The organism is Ligilactobacillus agilis, assembly GCF_025311475.1.
In the GTDB taxonomy this organism is placed as follows: Bacteria; Bacillota; Bacilli; order Lactobacillales; family Lactobacillaceae; genus Ligilactobacillus; species Ligilactobacillus agilis.
Genome location: NZ_CP104397.1, coordinates 1,360,850 through 1,386,607 on the forward strand (window position 1 = coordinate 1,360,850; position 25,758 = coordinate 1,386,607).

The following is a 25,758-nucleotide window of genomic DNA, read 5'->3' on the forward strand; positions in this document are numbered from 1 at the left end:
CCTCCCGCATAATTACTACATTTACTTAGCTAATCATACCAAAAAAAGAATTGAAATTAAAGTAACAAGTTTTAAATAATCCGTATTCTTCATTAAAAAAACTTGTGTTTACTTATAACTAGCCAACCTTTTTCTTAACCACCTTGGGTTTACGCGTCCCATCAACCGTTGCCTTCGTGATGATGACTTCCTCAATATCTTCCCGGCTTGGAATATCAAACATGATGTCCCGCATGGTATTTTCAATAATCGAACGTAACCCCCGGGCCCCCGTATTTCTTTCGATTGCTAAGCGCGCAACTTCCTTCAAAGCAGGAGCTTCAAATTTAAGTTTCACACCGTCAAGCTCTACTAGCTTAGTGTATTGCTTAACTAATGCATTCTTTGGTTCAGTCAAGATTCGTACTAAATCATCTTCGGTCAATTTTTCTAAGGCGGTTAAGATTGGCAACCGGCCAATAAATTCAGGAATCAACCCAAATTTTAATAAGTCTTCGGGGATAATTTGTTGCATTACACTCTTTGATTCATCGAATTGTTGCTTAGAATCTGTGCCAAACCCAATGGTCTTTTCACCCAAACGATTCTTCACCATCGTTTCGATGCCATCAAACGCTCCCCCAACAATAAAGAGGATATTGGTCGTATCAATCTGAATGAATTCTTGTTGTGGATGCTTTCTGCCACCTTGTGGTGGTACGTTAGCGATTGTTCCTTCAAGAATCTTAAGCAAGGCCTGTTGAACTCCTTCACCCGAAACATCCCGCGTAATCGAGACATTTTCGCTCTTCTTGGCAATCTTATCGATTTCATCAATATAGATAATTCCGCGTTCTGCACGTTCAACATCATAATCCGCATTTTGCAATAACTTCAAGAGAATATTTTCAACGTCTTCCCCTACGTAACCTGCTTCGGTCAAGGTAGTTGCATCAGCAATGGCAAAGGGAACGTTTAAAATCTTAGCTAGACTTTGGGCAAGGAATGTTTTCCCTGAACCAGTCGGACCAACCAAACAGATATTAGACTTCTGTAGTTCAGTTTCGTCGGCTTCGATATTAGAGTTAATCCGCTTGTAATGATTATATACTGCCACAGCTAAGGTCCGCTTAGCTTCTTCTTGCCCAATCACATACTGATTCAAAATATCAACAATTTCCTTAGGAGTTGGTACTTCCGTTAACTCTTCTTGAACTTGAGCCTTTGATTCACTTTCAATGATTGATTGTGCAAGTTCAACACACTCATTACAAATATAAACCCCTGGTCCTGAAATCATGCTGTTTACTTGTGTTTCTGATTTACCACAAAAAGAACAAGTTACGGGGCCATTATTATCTGTATTTTCGTACATTTCTTTACCACCCTATATTTCTTTCAAATACTAATTAAATCCATTCTAACAGACATTTTCAAGAAAGGCTAATGCTTAGCTTATTTTCACTAAAAAACGCCCAGGTATAATGGAATTTCACCACACCCAGGCGTTTATTATACTAACCTTTACTAATAAATGCTACTAATTAGTCGTTAGCTTCTTCTTTTGGTTCAAGAGTTTGCTTAGCAGAATCAGCAATCAATTCTACTGCTTTACGAACAGAAATGTCGTGGTCAAGCATGTCGTCTGATAAAGCAGAGCGAACTGCCTTTTCATCCATATTGTATTGCGCTGCTAAATTCTTAATTTCGTTGTTGATTTCTTCTTCAGAAGCCTTCAAACCTTCTGCAGCAACAACTGCTTCTAAAACAAGGTTAGTCTTAACGCGTTCTTCAGCACCATCTTCAAATTGCTTGCGTAAGTCTTCTTCCTTAGTCCCAGTTAATTGGTAGTACATTTCTGGGCTAATACCTTGTTGTTGCATCCCACTTAAGTATTGATCTAATTGACGTTGAACATCGTCTTCAATCATAGCGGCAGGAATTTCACCGATAGTTGCATTCTTAACTGCAGCAGCAATTGCTTCTTCTTGAACTTGGTTCTTAGCAAATTCTGCCTTGTTCTTAGCTAATTCTTCCTTAATCTTAGCCTTCAATTCAACTAAAGTTTCAACTTCTTCATCAACGTCCTTAGCAAATTCATCATCTAAGGCTGGTAATTCCTTAGTCTTAACTTCGTGAATTGTAGTAGTGAAGACAGCATCCTTACCTTGTAAGTCTTCTGCTTGGTAGTCTTCTGGGAAAGTAACTTTAACTTCCACAGTTTCACCAGCTTTGTGACCAACTAATTGATCTTCAAAGCCTGGGATAAATGTGTTTGAACCTAATTCTAATGAATGGTTTTGTGCTGAACCACCATCGAAGGCTTCACCATCAACTTTACCTTCAAAGTCGATAACCACTGTATCACCATTTTCAGCTGGTGCATCTTCCTTCAAAACTAATTCAGCTTGTTGTTGTTGACGACGCTTTAATTCTGCGTCTACATCTTCATCAGTAACTTCAGTGTTTTGCTTAGTTACTTCAAGATCCTTGTATTGGCCTAATTCAACTTCTGGTTGAACAGTAACCTTAGCTGTTAAAACCCAAGCTGATTCCTTTTCCATTGATTCAACATCAATTTCAGGTTGAGCCACTGGCTTGATGTCTGTTTCCTTTATAGCAGCTTCATAAGCGGCTGGTAAAACAGCGTTTAAAGCATCTTGGTATAAAGCTTCTTCACCATACATCTTGTTAAAGATTTGACGAGGAACCTTTCCCTTCCGGAAACCAGGTACGTTTAATGATTTCTTGACACGGTTAAAAGCGATGTCTAAACCTTCTTTAACTTGTTCAGGCGCAATTTCAAAAGTAAGTTTACCTTCGTTAGTGCCTTCTTGTTTTTCCCATTTTGCAGACATTATTTTCCCTCCGAGCAAATATTTTCTACAATTATTAATTGCATACTAATTAAGTTTACCCTAGAAAACCTTATTTGTAAATGTTTTGCACCCATTTTAAGCAAATAAAAAACTCGGAACATAAATTCCGAGTTTCTTATAAAACATTACGTTAGTATTAGTCGTCGATTTCTGAAACGACACCGGCACCAACAGTACGGCCACCTTCACGAACAGTGAACTTAAGACCTTTTTCGATGGCAACTGGAGCAATCAATTCAACAGTAAATGTAACGTTGTCCCCAGGCATAACCATTTCCACACCTTCAGGTAATTCGATAACACCTGTAACGTCAGTTGTGTGGAAGTAGAATTGTGGACGGTAGTTTGAGAAGAATGGAGTGTGACGTCCACCTTCTTCTTTAGTTAAGACATAAACTTCACCCTTGAACTTCTTGTGAGTTTGGATTGAGCCTGGCTTAGCTAAAACTTGACCACGTTCAACTTGTGTACGGTCAACACCACGAAGTAAAGCACCGATGTTATCGCCGGCTTCACCTTCGTCAAGTGTCTTACGGAACATTTCAACACCAGTAACAGTTGTCTTAACAACATCGTCTTTCAAACCAACGATTTCAACTTCGTCACCAACTTTAACTGTACCACGGTCGATACGACCAGAAGCAACAGTACCACGACCTGTGATAGTGAAGACATCTTCAACAGGCATCAAGAATGGCTTGTCAGTTGGACGTTCTGGAGTTGGGATGTATTCGTCAACAACGTTCATTAATTCTTCGATTTGCTTTTCAGCTTCTGGATCGCCTTCAAGAGCCTTCAATGCAGAACCACGGATAACAGGAATGTCATCACCAGGGAAGTCGTATTCTGATAATAAGTCACGAACTTCCATTTCAACTAAGTCTAACAATTCTTCATCGTCAACTAAGTCGCACTTGTTCAAGAATACAACGATGTATTCAACACCAACTTGGCGAGCTAACAAGATGTGTTCACGAGTTTGTGGCATAGGACCATCAGTAGCAGCAACAACTAAGATAGCACCATCCATTTGAGCAGCACCAGTGATCATGTTCTTAACGTAGTCAGCGTGTCCTGGAGCGTCAATGTGAGCGTAGTGACGAGTTTCTGTTTCGTATTCAACGTGGGCAGTGTTGATAGTGATACCACGTTCACGTTCTTCTGGAGCAGCATCGATAGAAGCGTAGTCAGAAGCTTCTGCCAATCCTTTTTCAGCTAAAACCTTTGTGATAGCTGCTGTTAAAGTAGTTTTACCGTGGTCAACGTGGCCGATTGTACCAATGTTAACGTGGGGTTTTGTTCTTTCGTAATGTTCTTTTGCCATTTAAAACGAACCTCCTGATATTTTGCAAGAAATACCTTCAATATCAAAATTGACGATAATCCTTTAATTTTTATTATACTACTTTCCTAAGAGAAAACCAAGCCTTTCTTAGCTAGCTTAGCTCGTTAAGAAAGAATTCCTTGAACTATTATATAGAGGCTAATTAACTTTGTAAATACTTAAATGAAAAATTTGTTGAAAAAAATTACTGCCAGGCTTTTTCCCAAGTGGCTAAACTTTTCTCGACCTTTTTTCTTAGTATCATTACTTGGTTTTCAAGCGTAGCCTTACTATTTTCGTCCACTAACAGATAATACCATTGTTGGTAGTCTCCTAGCAAGTTTTTAGCCTTGGTAAAGTCAGGATATAGCAGCATTAATACTAATTTAAATTCCGCCTGCTGCCAAAGCGCATCTAACTTACCTTCATTGACTTTTTTTGTAAACAACTGCTCTTGTGCTTGAACCACGGGGTCATCTTCAAATGCTACTAACTGACTTGGAACTAATTCTAGTTCCTCTTCAAAGAAGGTTCTAATTTTAACCGGCTTGGAGTAAGCTAGTTTTTGTAAATCACTCAAGGCCGTATTTCTAATTAGAGGGTGCACATCTTGGTCGACTAAAATCGGAATCACCCCTTGTAGCCAGACCTCCTTGGCTAAACTATAGGCATCTTGATATATTCTTCTTTGTTGCTTTAACTCAAAGGCCCCTAGGTGACTAAAACTTTTACTTAACTGAGTATCTTCTCCAGTTTCAAGGAGCGTTTTTACCACTAGCGTTTGTTCAGCCTCATTAAGGTAGGGGCTTATTTGGCTAACTAGCTGCCATAACTTAATATTTTGCCCGGCCTTGACCCCGACTTGGAGGTACTGTTTAAACCACTCATTTCTAGCTAAATAATCGTTTAAATAATCACTTGCTAATTGATAGGCCGCGCTGTAATCGGCGGTAGCCACTAAGGTTTGAAATAACATATAATTGGTCCGCAAGGTTTGCTTTTGCAAATATAGCTTACTCAAAATTTGTTTGGCCTTAAGGTAATTCTTCTTTTCATAACAGGTTTGCGCCTGTTCAAATTCACTAATACTAATCGCACTCACCCCTTTGACAATAAAGCTGCGATAAAAACGAAGGTACCTTACCCGCTTTTACCACAGCTTTGCAGTTAATTAATTCTTACTTTTCTTATTCTTAGCTTTTTTATGACCGTGATATTGGTTAATTTCCATAATTACCGGCAAAATCACAGGGTGCCGCTTGGTTTGCTCATATAAGAAGTGATTTAATTGTTCCCGCACATCTTGCTTTAAATGACTCCAATCAAACTCCTTATTATCTAAATTACTTTGCACAACCTTGGTCACAATTTCAGCACTTTCTGCCATTAAGTCGCGGCTAGTCTTAACGTAAACAAAGCCGCGTGAGGTAATTTTAGGACTGTCGACAATCTTTTTCTTGCGCCGGTCAATCGTTACTACCGCAATAAAAATACCATCTTCTGATAAAATCTTGCGATCACGTAAGACAATATTACCGATATCCCCTACACCTAAACCATCAATCATGGTATTACCGGCCTCGACAGAGCCAACTACTAGCATCTTGCCATTACTATACTCAGCAACGTCACCCTTAGCTAGGATGAAGATGTTTTCAGCAGCCATCCCCAGTTCTCTTGCCCATTGCGCGTTAGCTGCTAGCAAGCGGTACTCACCTTGGACTGGGATAAGATATTGTGGGTGCAATAAGTTTAACAACAGTTGCAAATCATTTCGGCTTGCGTGACCAGAGGAGTTAAATTCATCAGAAATTGCCTTGACGTCCCCGCCAGCCCGGTAAATCATATCCCGGGTCTTAGCCACCATTGTTTCTACTGCGTGAGAAGGAGTAGTGGTGATAAACACCAAGTCACCTTCATGGATGTTGATATGGCGATGCCGGCCTAAAGCCATTTTTTGCAATGATTTTAACGGTTCACCAGAACGCCCCGTTTCTAAGATAACCACTTGTTCATCAGGTAATTTCTTAATTTCGTCTAGACTAACTAAAATGTCATCGGTCGGTAAGGTTAACTTGCCCCGTTTCATAGCAGTTCTAACCACTTTTTCAACGTCATGTCCTGTTAAAGCGACCTTGCGTTCATTAGCTGCAGCCGCGTCAAAAATTTGTTGCACCCGCAAAATGTTAGATGCTACACAGGCCACAATAATTCTGCCCCGCCGGTATTCAAAGGTTTCACTGATGAAATCATAGATTTCGTGTTCATTAACGATTTCCTTAGGATTTTCAGCGTTGGCAGAATCACTTAAGAGGGCTAATACCCCTTCTTGTCCTAGCGAAGCCAGTCGACCTAAATCCGTTTGATAACCCCGCGTTGCGGTCTGATCAAACTTAAAGTCACCAGTATAAACGATATTTCCCTCAGTCGTTTTGAGGACAATCCCCAATGATTCAGGGATTGAGTGCGTCGTTTTGAAAAAGGATACCGTTGCACTGGTAAAATCAATCTCTGTTTCCGCATTAATAATGTGGAAATCTTTAAACTTACGTGCTTGTTCTTCGTTTTCGCAGGCAATCTTAGCCAATGCGATTGTCAACTCGGAACCAAATACAGGCACATTAAATTCAGACACAAAATATGGTAAAGCACCGATTGCATCAGCATGTCCGTGGGTTAAAAAGACCCCCACAATCTTATTAGCATTTTCACGCAGATAGGTAAAATCTGGAATCACAATGTCAATCCCTAATAATTCATTTTCGGGATATTTTAACCCGCAATCCAAGATAAAAATACTATCAGCTACCTCGACAGCGTACATGTTTTTAGCATTTTCACGTACCCCGCCTAAAGGGATTATCTTTATATTCGCCATCATAACCCTCCTTTTAGAGTTCTAATTTTGCTAACACTTCTTTTGTTTCAACGTCATTCAAAGCTAGTAATGGTAAGCGTGTCGCTCCCACCTCAATGCCAAGATGATTTAGCGCAGCCTTGACAGGGGTTGGTGATGGATAAGAGAAAAGAGTTTCCATCTTAGGTGTTAAAGCCCTCATCAAACTAGCTGCTTCCGCTAAATTACCCTTAGCTAGAGCTTGATACATTGCTTGCATTTCTAAGCCATAAATGTGGCTCGCCACAGAAATAATTCCCTGAGCCCCTACTGCTTTAGCAGCCAACGCATCAGCATCTTCTCCTGAGTAAACTAAAAAATCAGCCGGAGTTTGTTCTACTAACTTAGCTAACCCCACATTGCCCGTGCAATCCTTAATTCCAATGATATTAGGATGCTGTGCCAATTTGGCTACGGTAGCAACTTCCATTGTCACTCCAGTCCTGCCAGGAATATTGTAGATAAAAATTGGTAAATCACTCGCGTCAGCCACGGCTTCAAAGTGGGCAATCATCCCCTTTTGGTTGGGCTTATTATAGTAAGGAACTACCACTAAGGCTGCATCTACACCCTCAATAGCAGCTACTTCCTTGGTAAAGGCGATTGTCTGCTTAGTATTATTGGAACCAGTGCCAACCATCAATGGTACCCGGCCAGCAATAATTTTAGCCGCCGCTTTGATTAAGGCTAGCTTTTCATCATGTTCTAGGGTTGGGCCTTCACCCGTCGTCCCATTTACTAATAACCCTTCAGTACCTGTAGCCAATAAATGATTAATTAATTTCTCCAATCTTGTTAAACTAAGTTCACCCTTTTCATCAAAGGGAGTAACCATTGCGGTTAAAATTTCTGTATTGTCAAACTTCATCTCGTTACCTTCCTTAGCTTTACTTGCTATTTTCTCAAATCGTCAGTAATGACGTGCTTGTGAGAAAGTCGCTTATTCGTATATCACTGAAGATTAATTATACCATACTCTTAACTAATAAGCGATTTTCTCAATTAAAAAGGCAGCAAAGTCATTAGACCCTGCTGCCTTAAAAATTTTATTAACGACGTAAACCTAAGCTCTTGATTAATTCACGGTAACGTTGTACGTCAGTCTTACGTAAGTATGCTAATAAGTTACGACGGTGACCAATCTTCTTCATCAAACCACGTTGTGAAGCGAAGTCCTTCTTGTGTTGACGAATGTGTTCGTTTAACTTGTTGATGTCAGCTGTTAATAAAGCAATTTGTACTTCTGCTGAACCTGTGTCACCTTCGTGACGAGCATACTTTGCCATGATTTCACTTTTTGTCATAATTTTATCCACCTTTCAAAATGTTGCCCCAAACCGAGTAAGTCGTCGGTGTCGTCGCCAAACTAAGTTAGGGGTCTAGTACTTTTTTACCGTACCTAATAATTTTACTAGATTAGTAATTAAATTACAAGCTTTAAATTAACAATCTGATGTCAAGGAAATTTTCTTGACACTTATCGTATTTTTTTATTGCATTGTTTTCATGCCTCTTGTATAATGATTACTGTTGAAAATTTATATGATACCGTTTCGGAATCATTTACCGGAGGTGAAATTGATGCCAATTATTAAATCCGCTATCGAACGTGTAAGAACAAACGAAAAAGCTAACGCAAAAAACTCAGCACAATTAAGTCAAATGCGTACTGCTATCAAGAAATTCGAAAAAGCTAAGACTGCTGGTGCAGAAAACACGGAAGAATTATACCGTGCTGCTGTTTCTGCAGTTGACAAGGCCTTATCAAAGGGTCTTATCAAGGCTAACAAGGCTGCTCGTGACAAGTCACGTATGGCTGCTCGCTTAGCTAAGTAAGAAAGCATAAAAAAGCTAGGAACGAATGTTCCTAGCTTTTTTATTTTACATATTCCAACATAAACAGTTGAAACAATAGCTCCGCTTCCTGTTGGGTTGATTTAAGTTTCTTTTCCACTGCAACTAACCCTAAATAGGCGCTGGCCAAATCTTTTAGGGCAAACCGATACTGCCTAATGTTTCTTAAGGCAATCTTTACCCGGTATGGGTGCGCCTTTAATACTTGCGCGATGTTTCCTTGTGCGTAACCTTTGGCAGCGAGGACTTGAATTTGGATCAACAACCTAAATTGCCCTAGCAAAATCGCATTTAACTTTAACGGCTCTTCTTTTTGCTCTAGCAAGTCATGGTATAAACCTAAGGCTGCCTGAACTTTTTTAGCTAGCACTAAATCAACTAGTTTAAAAACATTTTGTTCTAGTGACCGAGTTACCATCCGCTCAACTTGAGCTACCGTAATTTCTCTTGTTTCCATTGCTAACAAGGTCAACTTGGGTAATTCAGCCATTATCCGGGTCAAATTAGCATCCGTACGCACAAGTAATTCTTCAAGTGCCTCAGCAGTAATTGTATATCCCTTTGCTTGTAATTCTTCTTTTAACCTTTGACGAATTTCGCCCTCGCTTGCAGGCGCTGCATCAACTAGTACCGCGGCCTTTTTTAATTTCTTCGTAACCTTTTTCCGTTCGTCTAACTTAACATAAGGGGCTAAAAATACTAAGACAGTAGTTGGCTCCGGATTATCTAAATAGTTCATTAGCCCATCTATATCATGCTCTACCTTACTTTTTTTACTCTCAGCCGTCAAAAATAAAGGGCGCTTAACAAAAACCAACCTCTTATCACCAAAAAATGGAATCTCTAAAGCGTCGTTCAAAGCTTCAACTAAGGGCGTCGTCTCCATATCGTAGGCCCCCACGTTAAACTCCCGCTCTTCTTTAGGAACTAATTTTAAAAAAGCTTCTTTGGCTTGGTTAATGCTATATTCCTCGGCACCTAAAACTAGGTAAACCGGCGCACACTCACCTTGAGCTAGCTTTTTTTCCAATTCACTTACTTTCATCAAAATATCAACTTTCTTTTAATTTAAAATCTAATCCAAAAAGCTACTAGTACCTGTCTGCTGGGCAAAATCGACTAACTTGGTTCCGAAAAAATCGGTCTCTATCTTTATCATCCCCCGCTGAGCTGTCAAACGATAGGAAATGTTAGCCGCAGCCAAAGTAGCAAGCGTCTCTGGGTGGGGGTGACCATAACGATTGTGTCTGCCCGCAGAAATAATCACTAACTGCGGCTTAATTTTGCCTATGAACCTAGGATCAGATGAAGTTTTGCTACCATGGTGGCCCACCTTCAAGACCGTTGCAGTTAAATTAGGGTACTTTGCTAGCAACACTAACTCATTAGCACGATCTAGATCTCCCATAAACAAGTAACTAGTCCGTTTTAAATTGTACCATAAAACCAGCGAACATTCATTGGTTCCCTTTCCTTCCGTAAATGGGTGTAACAGTTTAACTTGCCTTAAGGTGGCGGAATTACCAACCGTTACCGGCCAAATCTTAGTTTGACCTAACCTTGCTTGCCGCACCCGCCCTTGAAACGAAGGTAACTTCTCCATCCCGGCCGGGATAAAAATCTGCTTAATTGTTATTACTTGACTTAGGCTCGGAAAATTACCCACGTGATCACTATCTTGGTGAGTCAAAACCAGCTGATCAATCCGCCCGACCCCTTTACTCAATAAGTAATTAGCAATCACGGTCTGCCCCGCCGTCTTACTTTGCCGGACTTGCCATTTTTCCTTGGTAAATGCCACCTTACCACCTGTATCAATTAACGTCACCGTCCGGTTAAATTTATCTCTAATCAAGGTCGCGTCTCCTTGACCTACATCGAAATAAACAACTTCACTTGTAAGTGGCAAGTGAATCATCATAAAGGTTAACCCATAGGTCAGCAATAAACAGATAACTAACCTTTTCTTTGGTTTAACCAATAGCAATAACGTTAACCCTAGCCAAAAACAAACTATAATTAACGGCGGTTTTCCAAAAACGACTTCCATTGGCAGCCGTTTTAACAAGGCAAAACCCAGGCTACAAGCAGTTAAAACTTGGTTGCACAGCGGCCTTAACCAATGACACATAGTTCCCAAAACTACGCTTGGTAAAATCAACCATTCAAAAATGGGGATTATTAAAATAGTCAGCGCCATCGTCAGTAAATTCCACTTGTATGTTTGCCATAAGATTAAGGGTAAACTAAGTAGATTTAAATAAACACCTAACTTAATATCACTAAGCTTAGGGGCAATTAAAATCATCAAGGTTAATAAGTAACTTAACTGGGCACCTAAACTAAAGACGACTGCAGGATTAACTAGTAAATTGACGAGCACAACTAGTGACCATGAATTCAACGAATTCCAAGGCCGAACCCCTAACAATTTCATTAAGTTGGCTATAAAAACCATCCCACTTGCTCTTAATAGGCTTAACGATGCTCCTCCCAGGAGGGCATAGATTGGAATGATACATAAAGTCAGTAAATTAGTAGCTTCTTGACTTAGTTTTACTAACCTACAAATTCGCTTAATAACTAACAGTAGATAAAAAACATGCATGCCCGATAGACAAAATAGGTATAAGAGCCCTAAATTACGAATTTGGTCCAAGGTATCAGCGAAGACTTGGGGTTGATAACCTATTAATAAGACCGCGGCGTAATTTCCCAACGGCTGTGGTAAGCGGGCAAAATAAAGCATCAACCTCCTGCGCACCTCATGAAGTTGCCCCACTAAGCCTGGTTTTTTCTCAGGCTGCGGACTAGCTGCTTGAATATAAATCGAATTGGCAATCTTCTTTGTTTCACAAAAACGACGGTAATCAAATTCGTTTTCGTTCGTAGGAACATTAATTCCGTTAATTTTACCAGTAAAGTCAACTTGCAAGTTTGCCTGATTTTCAAGCCACCATTGCTGCTGATCTTGATTCTTTAATTGGTAAAAGGCTTGGACCTTTTGTTTTATCTGCGGACAGTAGGCTTCCAACGTTACTAGATTGCCATTGACCTTAGTTTGATCAGCATACACCTGCAGTTGGCCCGTTATGGGTGTCTGCTTTGGATAAATTTTACTTTGAAAACTTCTTTGAAAGTTAATGACACTTAGTGAAAAACACAGCGTAAATACTAGGTTACCTATTAGAATTCGTGGTTGCTTCAAGCAAACCATTCTAACCAGTAGTAATAACCAAATACTAAGACCAAGCCAAGTGAAATTAAGCCATAAAAAACTGAGTGAAATCGCACTTAGTGCCGCTAAAAATAAACTAAGTTCTAGCAGAAGGATACCTAGTCATCTAAGGAAATCTTTAATTGACTAGCGGCGACCATGTGCAAGTATTCCTTATCAATTTTAACTTGAGAAACAGCCACATTTTTTAATTTTAACAATCTAACAGCATAATCATCATTGTGATAATTGCGCAGGTAATATATCTTTTTAATCCCTGCTTGTAATAGCATCTTTGTGCACTGTAAACATGGAAAATCCGTTACGTATACTTCGGCATCAGCGGTCGCTACCCCAAATTTAGCACACTGTAACACGGCGTTCATTTCAGCATGAATCGTCCGCAAACAGTGACCGTCAACGATATAGCAACCTGCATCTAAACAATGATCATCCCCCGAAACAGAGCCATTGTAACCACCGGCTATTATCCGCTTATCCCGTACTAAAATAGCCCCTACGGCCAACCGATTGCAAGTACTCCGTAAGGATAGCAATACTGCTTGCAACATAAAGTATTGGTCCCAAGGGATTCTTTTTTCAGTCATTAGATTCACCTCACTAAATTCTTAATTCATAGTATAACATTCACACCGTTAGTCGACTAGAGATGGAAGCAAAGGTTTTGTCTCCAATCCCCGAAACATTTTTGAGGTCATCAATGCTGTTAAACTTTCCATGTTCTTGTCTGTAAGCAATTATTTGCTCCGCTTTTTTATCACCTATTCCGGTTAATTCCATTAGCTGTTCTTTTGTAGCTGTATTCAAATTAATCTTACTTGCATCAGTTTCTCCTTGGCCTTCAGTTCCAGCAACTTCGCTAGTAGCCTCCGTCTCTGCCGAGGCTGCTTGGTTTTTAATTAAAATTGGACTGTTTATCTCCGGAGTCTCTCCTTGTTGAGGAATGTAGACAATCATCTGATCTACTAGCTGACTCGCCAAGTTCACCTGTTTTAAGTCAGCATCAGCAGTTAACCCCCCCGCTTTGGCTAAGACATAATTAACCCTAACGTTTGCCGGAACCTGGTAAACCCCCGGCTTTTTTACCGCCCCCTTTACATCAACGTATATTCTTGTAGCAGTTTTATTTTGGTTAAATTGACTAACGGTTGCGCTTAGTTGACTACTAACTCCACTTGAACTAGTTACTGCCATCAAGCTATCCTCACTTGGCTTAGTAACCCTATTCCAAGCAAAATACCCCCCTCCAAGTAAAAGGACTATTCCTAGCAAACATAGCTTGAACTTATTTTCTTCCCAAAATTCCATTAGCTCCGTTAACATCTTTTTTCCTCCCTTCATATTTAAGATACGCAAAAAAGACGCGATTTGTTTTTTTTAATCAAAAAAAGCTGCAATAAATTTTTTCAAATTTATCACAGCTCGTCAGATTAATTTTCTTCTAAATAAGTTACTGCCTCTGAAAAACTCGCTACCGGTACGATTTTCATTTTAGTTTTAATTTGCTTGGCCGTTTTTTTAGCCAGTTGATAGTTACTAATAGCCCCCGGCTCTGATTGAGCAGGCACAAAGAAAATATCAGCCTTAGCCTTGGCGCTAGCGATAACTTTTTTATCAACCCCACCAATGGGACCGACCTTACCATCCGCACTAATCGTTCCCGTGCCCGCAACGTTACGCCCCCTTAGTAGCTGCTTAGCAGTCAACTGATTATAGAGTTCCAGGCTAAACATCAACCCGGCGGATGGTCCGCCAATATCGTCTACATTAGTCTTGAAACTTACTGGCGTTTGAATCCGGCTTTTATCTGCTAAACTGATACCTAAGCCCGTTTTATTACTTCCAGCCAATTTAACAATTCTACCCCAACTTACTTTTGGCGTCTGATTACGTAAATAAGAAACTTGCACCCGACTGCCGTACTTCAGTCCTTGGACCGCCTTTACAAATTCCCCGCTTGACTGGTAAGTCTTACCGTTAATTGCAGTAATCACATCCCCAACTTGTAATTTACCTTTAAAAGTGGAGTTTTTTAGAAGCGACATTACATAAATGCCTTGATACTTACGTTTAACTTGATAGTGGGCTGCTTTTAAGGCCACATACTCTGCTTCGTTAAGCGCATCTTGCATATAGTAGGCTTGAATTTTATTATAGTCACTATTATTATTTTCGCCGGTAATTTCCTTAGCCGGAATTCGGCTAGCAAACCGGTTAGTATAAGACCAAAGGTAAGTAGCTGGACTTGCCCTGTATAAGGAAACATAAACTAGGCGCAATTCACCCGTCTTCTTTTTAGGACTAGGTCTTGTTACCGTAAGGTAGTCGCTAACAGGAACTGCCTTCCCAGGAAGCTCAATGTAATAAGGGAGAGGCAAAAACAATACTAGTAATAACCCCACTAAAAGTAGGATTAGATACCTTACTTTTTTAGTCAAAAGCTTAGTCATCACTTTCCATCTTCTTTTTTAACGCTAGTCCCACTTCAGCCGGAACAAACTTGGCTAAGTCCCCGTGAAATCTTGCTACTTCTTTAATTAAACTTGAAGACAAGAGGGTGTATTCTGGTCGTGCAAACAACAGAATCGTTTCCAAATCGGGGGCTAGCTGTTTGTTCATTGCGGCAATTCCTTGTTCGTATTCAAAATCTTGTACATTCCTAACTCCGCGCACAATCGCCTTGGCCCCTAGTTTACGCGCCACATTAACCGTTAAGTCCGAAGGGATTGCAACCGCCGAAACGTTTGGTAAATCCTTAATGGCACTATTTACTAAGGTCATTTTTTCTTGGGGACTAAATAAGGGTTGCTTGGCCGTATTCGTCGCAATTGCCACGATTACCTCTTCAAACAAGCCACTAGCACGCTTAATTAAATCAAGGTGGCCATTAGTTAAGGGGTCAAAACTTCCCGGAAAAACTGCTTTCATTAGATTTCCCCCTGATAAACATAAAAAGTTAGCTCCGTAATCCCATAATCGACTTGCTTGTAGCAACTAAATCCCGCTAAACTCGTCGGTAAGTGTGCATTTTGGTCGGTTTCACAAACAATTAAAGCATTAGGGGCTAGTAACTCTAATTGAACTAGCTCTGCTATCATCTTTAGAATTTCTTGTTGTTTATAAGGTGGATCTAAAAAGACGTAATTAAACTGTTCTTTCTTCTGCGCTAATTGGTAAATTACCTTCTTAGCATCCCCTTTAATAACGGTAAATGCGGCTTCATTTTTAGTAACCGCAATATTTTCCTTAATCGTTTTAATCGCCTGGTATTGTCTATCAATTAAAACAGCTTGGTCAACACCGCGAGAAACGGCCTCAATACTTAAGCCACCGCTACCAGCAAAGAGGTCAAGCGCCCTCCCGCCATCAAAGTAAGGACCGATAATATTAAACATTGACTCCTTAATCTTATCCGTTGTTGGTCGGGTTTTCATACCAGGAACAGCTTTCAGACGCCGCCCCCCAAATTCACCTGCAATAATTCTCATCTTAATCTCACTCTTTATCTCTAAATTTTTCTTGATCTTCTTCGGTTAATTTAAATTTCCCCAACGAGTTATCAAAATTAGTTGGGAGCTCAGGCCGCTTAGATACTAGCACTTCCTTGACATACCTAAGTTGCTTAAGCTTAGCCACCGTTTCTTCAACTTGACTACGGTCTAAGTAAAGTAAGACGTACTTCATTTTGCGAGAAACGTATTGAATACTACCATACTTTCTTAACTGCTTACTTTGCTTTAAATGATATAAATAAACAAAGACTCCCTGTCGTTTTCTTACCTCAAACGCCACTTTAGCCAGCTACCTTTCTTCCTAAATTATCTTAGTTAGCTTTAAGCCAACCATTACCTGCGCAAAGATTACGCTCGAACTTTCTTGTTAATTATAACAAAAAAAGCATTGAGCTAGCTAGCAAATAACTAGTTCAATACTTTTTAGCCACGGTCATTTTCTATTTTGATTTAACCGGGGTTAGTTCTAGCAATAAGTCTTGGCTCTCTAAGACATCGCCATCCTTGACATAGATATGGGTTACCTTTCCGTCAAACGGCGCCTTAATAGTTGTTTCCATCTTCATTGCTTCAGTAACTACTAATGGCGTGCCCTTCTTAACAACCTGACCTTTTTCAACTAACATTTCCAAAACAGATCCACTTAAAGTTGCCCCAACGTGGTTTGGATTGGTTGGTTCTGCCTTAGGAATACTCTTAACCTTAGCTTCCTTACTCTTATCGTGAATCATGATTTGAATTGTTTGACCATTCAACGAGTAGAAGATACTCCGGTTACCGGCATCATCAGCGGTTGAAACAGAATCAAGTCGAACGATGATGGAACGTCCAGGAGCAAAGTCAATGTGAACCGTTTCTCCAGGACGCATCCCTTGGTAGAAGGTCGTCGTATCTAAGGCATACATAGAACCAAAGTGTTCAACGTTGGCTTCATACCCCAAGAAGACTTCTGGATATAAAATGTAAGACAAGACTTCTTCTGGCGTAGGGTCATGCTTAATCTTCTCTGCTAATTCACTCTTTACGCGGTCAAAGTCAACTGGGGCTGCTAAGCTCCCTGGACGAACCGTAATTGGTTTGCGGTCTTTAAGCACTAATTTTTGAAGCTTTTCAGGGAAACCACCAACCGGTTGCCCAATGTCACCGGCAAAGAAGTCAACTACAGACTCTGGGAAGTCTAGGGTTTTACCTAACTTGAAGATATTTTCTGAGTTCAAGTTATTTTGAATCATAAAGATTGCAAAATCACCCACGACTTTAGAACTAGGTGTCACCTTGATAATGTCACCTAAAAGTTCATTAACTTCACGGTAAGTCTTCTTGACTAATTCAAAGTCCTCAATACCCAATGCCTTAGCTTGTTGTTGTAAGTTGGAGTATTGGCCCCCAGGCATTTCTGTTTGATAGATGTCCGTTTGTGGGGAAGTCGTCCCATTCATAAAGTCTTGGTAGAATGGCTTAATCCCACCCCAGTAACGGTTTACCTTTTCAACGTTAGTCATATTCATGTCTGGTTGGCGCTTATTGCCTTCGAGGGCATAGTAGAAACTAGACATACTTGGTTGACTAGTCGTTCCTGACAGCGAACTAGCAGCCACATCGACTACGTCCACTCCTGCACGGGTTGCTTCTACTAAAGTTGCCACCCCGTTACCAGTCGTATCATGCGTATGCAAATGAATTGGTACATCTAAATCAGCTTTCAAGGCACTTACCAGTTCATAAGCGGCTTTTGGCTTCAGCAGCCCAGCCATATCCTTAATACCGATGATTTGTGACCCGGCTCCCACTAAATCATGAGCTAAGGAGCGGTAGTAATCTAAGCTATACTTACGTTCAGCTGGATTTAAAATGTCACCAGTGTAGCACATTGTTCCTTCGGCAATTTTACCAGCATCGCGAACAAACTCGATTGGCTTTTCCATCTGCACAACCCAGTTCAAGCTATCGAAGACCCTAAAGACATCTACCCCATTTTGGGCAGAGCGACTAATAAATTCCTTCAACACATTATCTGGATAATTCTTATAACCAACTGCATTTGAACCACGAAGTAACATCTGCAAGAGCGTATGTGGCATCTGCTTTCTCATGATTTTTAAACGTTCCCATGGATCTTCGTTTAAGAAGCGGTAAGCCACATCAAAGGTTGCCCCACCCCAAACTTCAGCGGAGAACACATTTGGGAAGGCCTTTTCGTAGTTTTCAATTACAGGCAACATATCTTTAGTCCGCATCCGGGTAGCAAATAAACTTTGGTGAGCATCACGCATCGTTGTATCCGTAATTAAAACCTTTTCTTGTTGCTTGACCCAATTCATAGCTGCTTCAACCCCGTTACGGTCAAAGACTGACTTGGCATTTTCCTTAGCTGGTGTTTCTTCAAAGTCGGTTTCCAGCTTAATATCAGGAACAAAGACTTTCTTATGGTGAGTTGTCCCTGGGAAACCATTAACCGTTACATCAGAAATATACTTCAATAAGTGGTTAGTGGTGCTTGGCTTTCTTTCAAAGTGGAACAATTCAGGAGTATGGTCAACAAAGGTTGTGTGGGCTTGCCCTTTTTGGAAAGTGGGGTGGTTTAAGACTTTTTGCATGAACTCAATGTTAGTCTTAACTCCCCGAATTTGGAATTCAGTTAAAACCCGGTCCATCTTGGCAACTGCTTCTGGGAAATTCCGAGCTTGAACACAAGCTTTTACCAACAAGGAGTCAAAGTATGGAGTGATGACCGCCCCTGTGTAGGCATTACCACCATCCAACCGTACCCCAAAACCACCTGGTGACCGATAAGTTTCAATCTTACCAGTATCAGGCATGAAATTATTCTCAGGGTCTTCGGTTGTAATCCGACATTGGATTGCGACCCCACGATAAGACATATCCTCTTGTTTTGGTAAGTGTAAATCTTTAAACAAGTCCTTGCCATCCGCAATCTGAATTTGCGCTTGGACAATATCAATTTCCGTAATCATTTCGGTAGTTGTGTGTTCAACTTGGATACGGGGGTTAACTTCGATGAAATAAAAATCATCGTCCGTCACTAAGAATTCAACCGTCCCTGCGTTTTGATAGTTAACGCTCTTAGCTAGGCGAACCGCTGCCTGGCAAATCTCTTGCCGGCGTTTTTCGGATAGGGAAATACTTGGCGCAAATTCAATCACCTTTTGATTCCGTCTTTGCACTGAGCAATCACGTTCGAATAGGTGCAAAACATTACCATGTTTATCTCCTAAGATTTGAACTTCAATATGCTTAGGATTCAATAGGTACTTTTCGACATATAGTTCATCGTCACCAAATGACTGCATTGCTTCACTTCTAGCACGGTTATATGCTTCTTCTAACTCTTCGTCGTCGCGGACAATCCGCATCCCGCGACCACCACCACCTAGGGCAGCTTTAACCATAATTGGGTAACCATACTTGTTAGCAAATTCCCTAACCTCAACAATCGACTTAACCGGCGCATTGCTTCCTGGAATTGTCTTTAAGCCCGCTTTATGAGCCACTTCCTTAGCCTCAATTTTATCCCCAAAAATGGCTAATTGGCGTACTGATGGCCCGATAAATGTTATCCCGGCAGCAGCACATTTTTCTGCAAACTCTTCATTTTCAGACAAGAAACCATAGCCCGGATGAATGGCATCTGCGCCCGTCATCTTGGCTACCCTAATAATATCATCCATATCCAAATATGCTTCAATTGGCTTTTTACCTTGACCAATCAAGTATGCTTCATCAGCCTTAAAGCGATGAATTCCATACTCATCTTCCTTAGCATAAACAGCTACGGTCTTTAAATTCAATTCATGACAAGCCCGGATAATTCTAACAGCAATTTCGCCACGGTTAGCGACTAAGATTTTTTTCATTATTTAACACCACTTTCCGTCAAACCACTTAGCACACAACTACTTTCGTTTACCCCTTTTTGGCTTTAATAAGGGGTCAAACTCCATATTTCTCCTTTGACTAACTGAAATATTCACCACCATTCCTAATGCAACTGACAATACTAGCATTGAAGAACCACCATAAGAAACAAAGGGTAAGGTTACCCCTGTAATCGGTAGCAAACCACATACAGCCCCGACATTTAGGGAAGTTTCGACAAACATAAAGGTTCCAATCCCATAACAAAAAAGCGAGTTATAGGTGTTAGTTGAACGAATCCCGACTAAAAATATCCTCAGTGTAAGCCATAATAAGAGGCCCAATACAACCAAGACTCCGATAAAACCTAACTCTTCAGCAATTATCGATAAAATAAAGTCGGTATACGGTTCAGGGAGGTAACCCCGTTTTTGAATACTATTTCCCAAACCACGTCCAAGCAAGCCCCCATTACTTAAAGCGTAATAAGAATTGACGAGCTGTTTCCCACTAGAAGTTGCCACCTTAAAAGGATCAAAGTAGGCAATAAAGCGTTGGTAAACATAATCAAGGCCAAAAATCTTAAACGGGTTCCACCATTTTAATGAATTAATTATTCCATAAAAAAGTACTAATCCGCCAAAAAAAGCTGCTAATTTTTGGAACAATGACCAGTCATTAGCCGCTAAAATTATTACTAAGATAATCGCACCGTTGATTACTAAACTACCTAAATCGGGAGTAGCAAAAATCAATCCGAAAAAAGGTAAGATTCCAAGTGTCAATAACCCGTATGAACTGCTAGGAATCTGTATGCCTCTAAGTTTTCTTTGCTCTATCTTTGCAAAATAACGTGCTAACCAAATTGCCATAAGTAATTTACAGACCTCAGCTGGTTGAATACTAAACAAGCCGAGATTAATCCAACCTTTAGCCCCATTAATAGCCTTATTAAAAGCCACAGCCACCACTAGCCCTAAGAACACTATCACATAAAAAGCAGCAATATTAATCTTTCTTACCCATATGCGTTGGTTCATGTGGCTAGCCACAAAGAAGAAAATCAACCCAATAAATAAAAAAATAATTTGTCTGACCAAATAATAATTACTTTTGAGGCCACTGTAGGCCTGGTTGATAGAACTCGCCGAGTAAACCATAATGATTCCAATAATGCTTAAGACTATGTAAGGAATAAATAAATATAAATCAAAGTATTTCAGTTTATTTTTTAAATTATTCATACTAACTATTACTAACCGGCTAATCCAAAAAATTAACCGAATAATTCCTCCCTCCATTAGCAAAATTATACCATAAAGACGAAGAGTACCGTTGTGCTAGTAGAAACTAATTTAAAAATAATTATCCTTATGTTCCTATTATAATTTGCTATGAGAGCAACTTGCAAGCGAATTACCGCGGAAAAAGAAAAAGATATGCCTAGTAGTCAATATAACCATCTAAGCATATCTTTTCTTAATTATTATTTAGTTGCCTTCTTAGCTGCCTTAGCCGCTTTTTCACGGGCATTTGTTTCCAAAATACGTTTCCGTAAGCGAATTGATTCTGGAGTGATTTCCAACAATTCATCTTCATTCAAGAATTCAAGTGATTCTTCCAAAGTCAAGTGAGTTGGTTTCTTGATAGTTGCAGTTTGGTCCTTGTTAGAAGAACGAACGTTAGTCATGTTCTTACCCTTGGTAATGTTAACGGAGATATCACGTTCACGTGAAGATTGACCAACAATCATCCCTTCATAAACTTCCATCCCTGGGTCAACAAAGATAGTTCCACGGCCTTCAACCCCCATGATAGCGTAAGTTGTAGCCTTACCTTGGTTAATAGAAACTAACGCACCATTTCTTCTACCTGGTTCCCAGTTTCTGATTACTGGCTTATATTCGGCAAAGGTATGGTTCAAAATCCCATAACCACGGGTCATTGATAGGAATTGTGAATCATAACCGATTAATCCCCGCGTTGGTGTTGAGAAAGTCAAGCGAGTTTGGCCGTTATTACCTGTTTCCATGTTCAACATTTCACCTTTACGTTGAGCCATTGAATCGATTACAGAACCAGAGTATTCATCAGGTGTATCAATAATAACACTTTCAAATGGTTCACATAAGGTTCCATCAATCTCACGATAGATAACCTTAGGACGTGATACGGCCAATTCAAAACCTTCACGACGCAATGTTTCAATTAAGATTGACAAGTGTAATTCCCCACGGCCTGAAACAATCCATGCATCCGGAGAATCAGTATCTTCAACCCGTAAAGAAACATCTGTGTGTAATTGCACCTTCAAGCGGTCTTCTAATTTCCGCGCAGTAACGTGGTCACCTTCGCGGCCGACAAATGGGGAATCATTAGTCATGAAAGTCATTTGCAAGGTTGGTGCATCAATCCGTAAAACTGGTAAAGCTTCTGGATGATCGACTGGGCAGACTGTTTCACCAACAAAGATATCGTCCATCCCTGAAACAGCGATTAAGTCCCCAGCCTTGGCTTCTTGAATTTCTAAGCGCTTCAAGCCAAAGAACCCGAACAACTTAGTAACCCGGAAGTTTTGTTGGCTACCGTCCAACTTCATAACCGTAACTTGGTCACCGACTTTAATCTTACCGCGGAAAACACGACCAATCCCAACCCGACCAACGAATTCGTTATAGTCTAACATTGCCACTTGGAATTGAAGTGGTTCGTCTGAGTTGTCTACTGGGGCTGGAATAGTATCTAAAATGGTGTTGAAAATTGGGTCCATTGTGTGTTCTTGCTTAGCAGGATCGGAATCAAACGAGGAAGTCCCATTCATAGCTGAAGCGTAAACAACAGGGAATTCTAATTGTTCTTCGTCCGCACCTAATTCGATAAATAAGTCTAAGACTTCATCCACAACTTCTTCTGGGCGAGCGCCAGGACGGTCAACCTTGTTGATAATAACGATTGGTGTTAAGTGTTGATCCAAGGCTTTCTTTAACACAAACCGGGTTTGAGGCATTGTCCCTTCAAAAGCATCAACAATCAACAACACCCCGTCAACCATTTTCATGATTCGTTCAACTTCACCACCGAAGTCAGCGTGTCCTGGGGTATCTAAAATGTTAATTTGCTTATCTTTGTATCTAACAGCGGTATTCTTAGAAAGAATTGTGATTCCACGTTCCTTTTCAATATCGTTTGAATCTAAGGCACGGTCACCAATTTCAGTATGTTCATCTAATGTATCCGATTGCTTGAGCAATTCGTTAACCAAAGTTGTTTTCCCGTGGTCAACGTGAGCAATAATAGCAACGTTACGAATATCATCACGTGTTTTCAATGTTTTTTTCTTCCCTTCAAAATCGATCTGCTACAAACACAGGCACGCACTTTCATTTTTCAAAAGTTATGAAAATCAAAAAATTATTTTCAATAGTTAGGATAAAAATAGCTGGAAATCTAATACTTCCAACTAACCATTACCTACCGATTGACAAGCTCAATTATCTCAGTATGTGCTGACTTTGTAGCTACTAATACAACACTAGATGATACCACATCTACTTTCTCATCGTCAATCGTTTTCACAGATAATCCTAAAGTTTCTCCTAAAATCTTGCCGGGCAAAAAATCCCAAGGCCGGAGGTAGGATAGATATGCACAGTGCTTACCTAAGATAAGGTTAATAAACTCGATGCCTGCACTACCCACCATCCGACAACCTGAGCTTGCCTTAATCACTTCCACAACGTTGCGGTAATTAGCCAGCACCATGGGACAACTGATAGCTACTAAGCCATCTTTTAAGGCATGTTGTTTAGGCGCAGGTAACTGATTTTGATTGCAATAGACCGCTCCCAGTGCTGGTCCTCCCCACACCAGTCGATCTTTCATAACATCGTAAATGTATGCCATATATGGTTTACCCTGCTTATAAATTGCAATCATGCTGGCAAAATTTTCCTTTTCCTTAACAAAATTCATGGTTCCATCAATTGGATCAATCACCCAAAATAAGCCATCAAAACTTAGCAACCCTTCTTCTTTGCAAGATTCTTCCCCTAAAATCCTAGAGTGCTTAAACTTTTGCTTAATCTGGCTAATATAAAATTGTTCGACTTGCTTATCTAAATTGGTCACCAAGTCATTAGGGCCGGACTTAGTACTTACCTGCAAATCTGAATCCATCTTTGTCAAAATTAATTCGCGTGCCTGCTTGAGCCAACTTTTTACCTCGTTATCAATTGCTTGCCACGACACATAGATTCCTTCTTTCTCAATTAATTTTCACCATTTTCTTTGTACCCTGCTTAGCGGCTTGAATGGTTCGGTAAATACTATAACCACTCGCCGCTTCAAATTGCTTATCGATTTGTTTTTGCACCATCTTGGCTGGCACAATTTTTAAATAATCTTGGTATGTTTTAAGGAGCTTTGCTCGCTCGACTCCGACTGTATTTGCCTGTTCAATTTGCAAATAAAACTCACTAACCTTAATAATTTCGGTCGTTGTCCACTCCGCTAATAATGGATACTCAACGTTATTTCTCATTGCTGTCAATCCCCATGCTTAATTTTTACCTAAATTATACCATATCCACTAAAGCGGTGATTATCAAGCTAGATTTAACCTATTCTCGATAAAATATGCTATGATTATCTTGAAACTATTATTGGAGGTTGATTTACTTTGATTACCATGGATGATATTATCCGTGAAGGTAATCCCACTTTACGAGCACGGGCTCAAAAGGTTACCTTCCCTTTAACAGCTGAAATTAAAACTTTGGCTCAGGAAATGATGGAATTCTTGGAAAATAGTCAAAATCCTGAACTGGCGGAAAAATATAAATTACGGGCTGGAGTCGGCTTAGCTGCTCCCCAGGTTGATAAATCCCTGCGGATGACCGCCGTCCTAGTTCCGGGCGAAGAAGGCCAACCGGCTATCTTCAAACACGTGTTAATAAACCCTACCATCCTAAGTGAATCCGTTCAGATGATTGCTTTGAGTGAAGGAGAAGGCTGTCTTTCCGTTGATCGGGAAGTCCCTGGTTACGTTCCAAGACATGACAAGATTAAACTGCGTTGGTATGACTTAGACGGGCAAGAACATATTGAACGTTTGAAGGATTATCCGGCAATTGTCGTTCAACACGAAATTGATCACCTTAACGGAATCTTATTTTATGACCATATTAATAAGGATAATCCGTTTGCAACTACCGACGACATGCTTTTATTAGAGTAACCATATTAAATTAATAGGCTAGTGCTTAGTAATTTGCTTACTACGGCACTAGCCTATTTTATTGCTCTACTTTGTTAATATCATGCACGTATTGAGCGGTAGCCTTGTTTGCAATGTTAGCCACATCGATATGCAGGCTTTGGCGTTCATCCACCCAAAAATCAGTCACCATTAGTGGGGGATAACCGGGCAAGCCTTGGAGTTTTTGCGCAGAACAAACAGTCTGTAAATCTTTTACAAATTGGCGTCTAGTTATACTTAAATCACCATCATTGGTTTGCACAACCAATTCATAACTAAAAACCAATACTCCCTGCCCCCAGATATCAGAAAGAACGGTTGAACTAACCTCTTGGTCTTCGGCAATAAGTCCTTCCTTTATCAAGACTAACCTAATAATCTTGTCGGTTTGTTCTTGACTTAATGTTTCCACTAACTTAAACGCGCGCTTTCGTTTCCAAAGTTGCCTAGCTTTCAAAAAGATAGCTATAACAAGCAAACAAAATATTATTAGGATTATCTTACCCATCTTCTAGCTTTCACGTCCTTTACCTAGTTATCTTCATTATATGCTATTTACTTTGGCTACGAAATAGTTACTTTTAGTAGTTTGTAAAATTAACTCCCTATACTTAAAAGTTAATCTATGCTAAAATATATGTAATTATTGTGTAAGCAATCTTTGTTCGGAAAATTTATTTTTACTGGGAATTTCCCTTAATCTATTAGAAATATGAAGGAGAATTATTAATGATTTTTAAAGTATATTACCAACCATCAAAAAAGGTTAACCCAAGACGAGAAAATACTGAGGTCTTATACCTAGACACTGACAGTGAAGTTAATGCTCGCTTACTTGTTGAATCAAATACAGAATACAACGTTGAATTTATTGAAGGCTTGGACGAAGCAACGTTAGCATACGAAAAAGAAAGTCCTAACTTCAAACTTACGGAGTTTTAGC

24 protein-coding genes are annotated in these 25,758 nt (G+C 40.0%); 3 read left to right on the forward strand and 21 right to left on the reverse strand.

Annotated elements, in window-relative coordinates:
* Positions 1-118 precede the first annotated feature (118 nt).
* From clpX to rpsO, 7 genes are all read right to left on the reverse strand, one after another.
* A complete protein-coding gene (gene clpX / locus N4597_RS06790) occupies positions 119-1,354 on the reverse strand; it encodes an ATP-dependent Clp protease ATP-binding subunit ClpX (protein ID WP_050612452.1) in 1,236 nt (411 codons plus the stop codon).
* A gap of 169 nt (positions 1,355-1,523) precedes the next feature.
* Entirely contained in the window at positions 1,524-2,837 is a 1,314-nt protein-coding gene (gene tig, locus N4597_RS06795) for a trigger factor (protein ID WP_050612453.1), read from the reverse strand.
* Positions 2,838-2,994: 157 nt separating this feature from the next.
* A complete protein-coding gene (gene tuf / locus N4597_RS06800) occupies positions 2,995-4,182 on the reverse strand; it encodes an elongation factor Tu (protein ID WP_089144350.1) in 1,188 nt (395 codons plus the stop codon).
* 205 nt (positions 4,183-4,387) lie between these two features.
* Positions 4,388-5,284, reverse strand: a complete 897-nt coding sequence (locus N4597_RS06805) for a hypothetical protein (protein ID WP_260903053.1) — start codon at positions 5,282-5,284, stop codon at positions 4,388-4,390.
* 69 nt (positions 5,285-5,353) lie between these two features.
* Positions 5,354-7,060 carry a ribonuclease J gene (locus N4597_RS06810; RefSeq protein WP_050612456.1) on the reverse strand — a complete coding sequence of 569 codons (1,707 nt, stop codon included), beginning with the start codon at positions 7,058-7,060 and terminating at the stop codon, positions 5,354-5,356.
* 13 nt (positions 7,061-7,073) lie between these two features.
* Positions 7,074-7,946, reverse strand: coding sequence for a 4-hydroxy-tetrahydrodipicolinate synthase (dapA, locus tag N4597_RS06815; protein ID WP_056976515.1), 873 nt, complete (start codon positions 7,944-7,946; stop codon positions 7,074-7,076).
* Positions 7,947-8,127: 181 nt separating this feature from the next.
* Complete coding sequence (rpsO, locus tag N4597_RS06820; RefSeq protein WP_050612458.1) at positions 8,128-8,382, reverse strand: 30S ribosomal protein S15; 255 nt, start codon at positions 8,380-8,382, stop codon at positions 8,128-8,130.
* Positions 8,383-8,659: 277 nt separating this feature from the next.
* Between rpsO and rpsT the strand changes: the two genes are divergently transcribed.
* Positions 8,660-8,914 (forward strand): 30S ribosomal protein S20, encoded by a 255-nt coding sequence (rpsT, locus tag N4597_RS06825; RefSeq protein ID WP_056976514.1) that lies wholly within the window; start codon positions 8,660-8,662, stop codon positions 8,912-8,914.
* A gap of 40 nt (positions 8,915-8,954) precedes the next feature.
* Here rpsT and holA read toward each other — a convergent pair whose 3' ends face one another.
* The 13 genes from holA to N4597_RS06890 form a co-directional block, all read right to left on the reverse strand.
* On the reverse strand, positions 8,955-9,977 hold the full coding sequence (holA, locus tag N4597_RS06830) for a DNA polymerase III subunit delta (RefSeq protein WP_056976513.1): 1,023 nt from the start codon (positions 9,975-9,977) through the stop codon (positions 8,955-8,957).
* 30 nt (positions 9,978-10,007) lie between these two features.
* Complete coding sequence (locus N4597_RS06835; RefSeq protein ID WP_313958056.1) at positions 10,008-12,266, reverse strand: DNA internalization-related competence protein ComEC/Rec2; 2,259 nt, start codon at positions 12,264-12,266, stop codon at positions 10,008-10,010.
* Positions 12,267-12,268: 2 nt separating this feature from the next.
* Positions 12,269-12,757, reverse strand: coding sequence for a ComE operon protein 2 (locus N4597_RS06840; RefSeq protein WP_050612462.1), 489 nt, complete (start codon positions 12,755-12,757; stop codon positions 12,269-12,271).
* Positions 12,758-12,797: 40 nt separating this feature from the next.
* Positions 12,798-13,493: a helix-hairpin-helix domain-containing protein gene (locus N4597_RS06845; protein ID WP_260903064.1), complete on the reverse strand. Its 696-nt coding sequence runs from the start codon at positions 13,491-13,493 to the stop codon at positions 12,798-12,800.
* A gap of 107 nt (positions 13,494-13,600) precedes the next feature.
* The gene (locus N4597_RS06850; RefSeq protein ID WP_260905246.1) at positions 13,601-14,620 is read right to left on the reverse strand and encodes a SepM family pheromone-processing serine protease; all 1,020 of its coding nucleotides are present in this window, start codon (positions 14,618-14,620) and stop codon (positions 13,601-13,603) included.
* Positions 14,613-15,098, reverse strand: a complete 486-nt coding sequence (coaD, locus tag N4597_RS06855) for a pantetheine-phosphate adenylyltransferase (RefSeq protein ID WP_089144545.1) — start codon at positions 15,096-15,098, stop codon at positions 14,613-14,615. The genes N4597_RS06850 and coaD overlap by 8 nt, the downstream gene beginning before the upstream one ends.
* Complete coding sequence (rsmD, locus tag N4597_RS06860) at positions 15,098-15,658, reverse strand: 16S rRNA (guanine(966)-N(2))-methyltransferase RsmD (protein ID WP_172579268.1); 561 nt, start codon at positions 15,656-15,658, stop codon at positions 15,098-15,100. Before rsmD ends, coaD begins: the two co-directional genes overlap by 1 nt.
* Before the next feature lie 7 nt (positions 15,659-15,665).
* Positions 15,666-15,962 carry a YlbG family protein gene (locus N4597_RS06865; protein ID WP_050612467.1) on the reverse strand — a complete coding sequence of 99 codons (297 nt, stop codon included), beginning with the start codon at positions 15,960-15,962 and terminating at the stop codon, positions 15,666-15,668.
* Between the two features lie 160 nt (positions 15,963-16,122).
* Positions 16,123-19,557 carry a pyruvate carboxylase gene (locus tag N4597_RS06870; RefSeq protein WP_260903068.1) on the reverse strand — a complete coding sequence of 1,145 codons (3,435 nt, stop codon included), beginning with the start codon at positions 19,555-19,557 and terminating at the stop codon, positions 16,123-16,125.
* Positions 19,558-19,596: 39 nt separating this feature from the next.
* Positions 19,597-20,802 (reverse strand): FtsW/RodA/SpoVE family cell cycle protein, encoded by a 1,206-nt coding sequence (locus N4597_RS06875; protein ID WP_202022146.1) that lies wholly within the window; start codon positions 20,800-20,802, stop codon positions 19,597-19,599.
* Positions 20,803-21,044: 242 nt separating this feature from the next.
* Positions 21,045-22,886, reverse strand: a complete 1,842-nt coding sequence (typA, locus tag N4597_RS06880) for a translational GTPase TypA (protein WP_050612470.1) — start codon at positions 22,884-22,886, stop codon at positions 21,045-21,047.
* Between the two features lie 143 nt (positions 22,887-23,029).
* Positions 23,030-23,806: an inositol monophosphatase family protein gene (locus N4597_RS06885; RefSeq protein WP_313958046.1), complete on the reverse strand. Its 777-nt coding sequence runs from the start codon at positions 23,804-23,806 to the stop codon at positions 23,030-23,032.
* A gap of 16 nt (positions 23,807-23,822) precedes the next feature.
* Complete coding sequence (locus N4597_RS06890; RefSeq protein ID WP_172578682.1) at positions 23,823-24,098, reverse strand: UPF0223 family protein; 276 nt, start codon at positions 24,096-24,098, stop codon at positions 23,823-23,825.
* A 138-nt stretch (positions 24,099-24,236) separates the two neighbouring features.
* Between N4597_RS06890 and def the strand changes: the two genes are divergently transcribed.
* Complete coding sequence (gene def / locus N4597_RS06895; protein ID WP_056976504.1) at positions 24,237-24,794, forward strand: peptide deformylase; 558 nt, start codon at positions 24,237-24,239, stop codon at positions 24,792-24,794.
* A gap of 58 nt (positions 24,795-24,852) precedes the next feature.
* Here def and N4597_RS06900 read toward each other — a convergent pair whose 3' ends face one another.
* A complete protein-coding gene (locus N4597_RS06900; protein WP_192944577.1) occupies positions 24,853-25,227 on the reverse strand; it encodes a hypothetical protein in 375 nt (124 codons plus the stop codon).
* 317 nt (positions 25,228-25,544) lie between these two features.
* Between N4597_RS06900 and N4597_RS06905 the strand changes: the two genes are divergently transcribed.
* Positions 25,545-25,757 carry a DNA-directed RNA polymerase subunit epsilon gene (locus N4597_RS06905; RefSeq protein WP_056976502.1) on the forward strand — a complete coding sequence of 71 codons (213 nt, stop codon included), beginning with the start codon at positions 25,545-25,547 and terminating at the stop codon, positions 25,755-25,757.
* The last annotated feature ends 1 nt before the right edge of the window (position 25,758 follow it).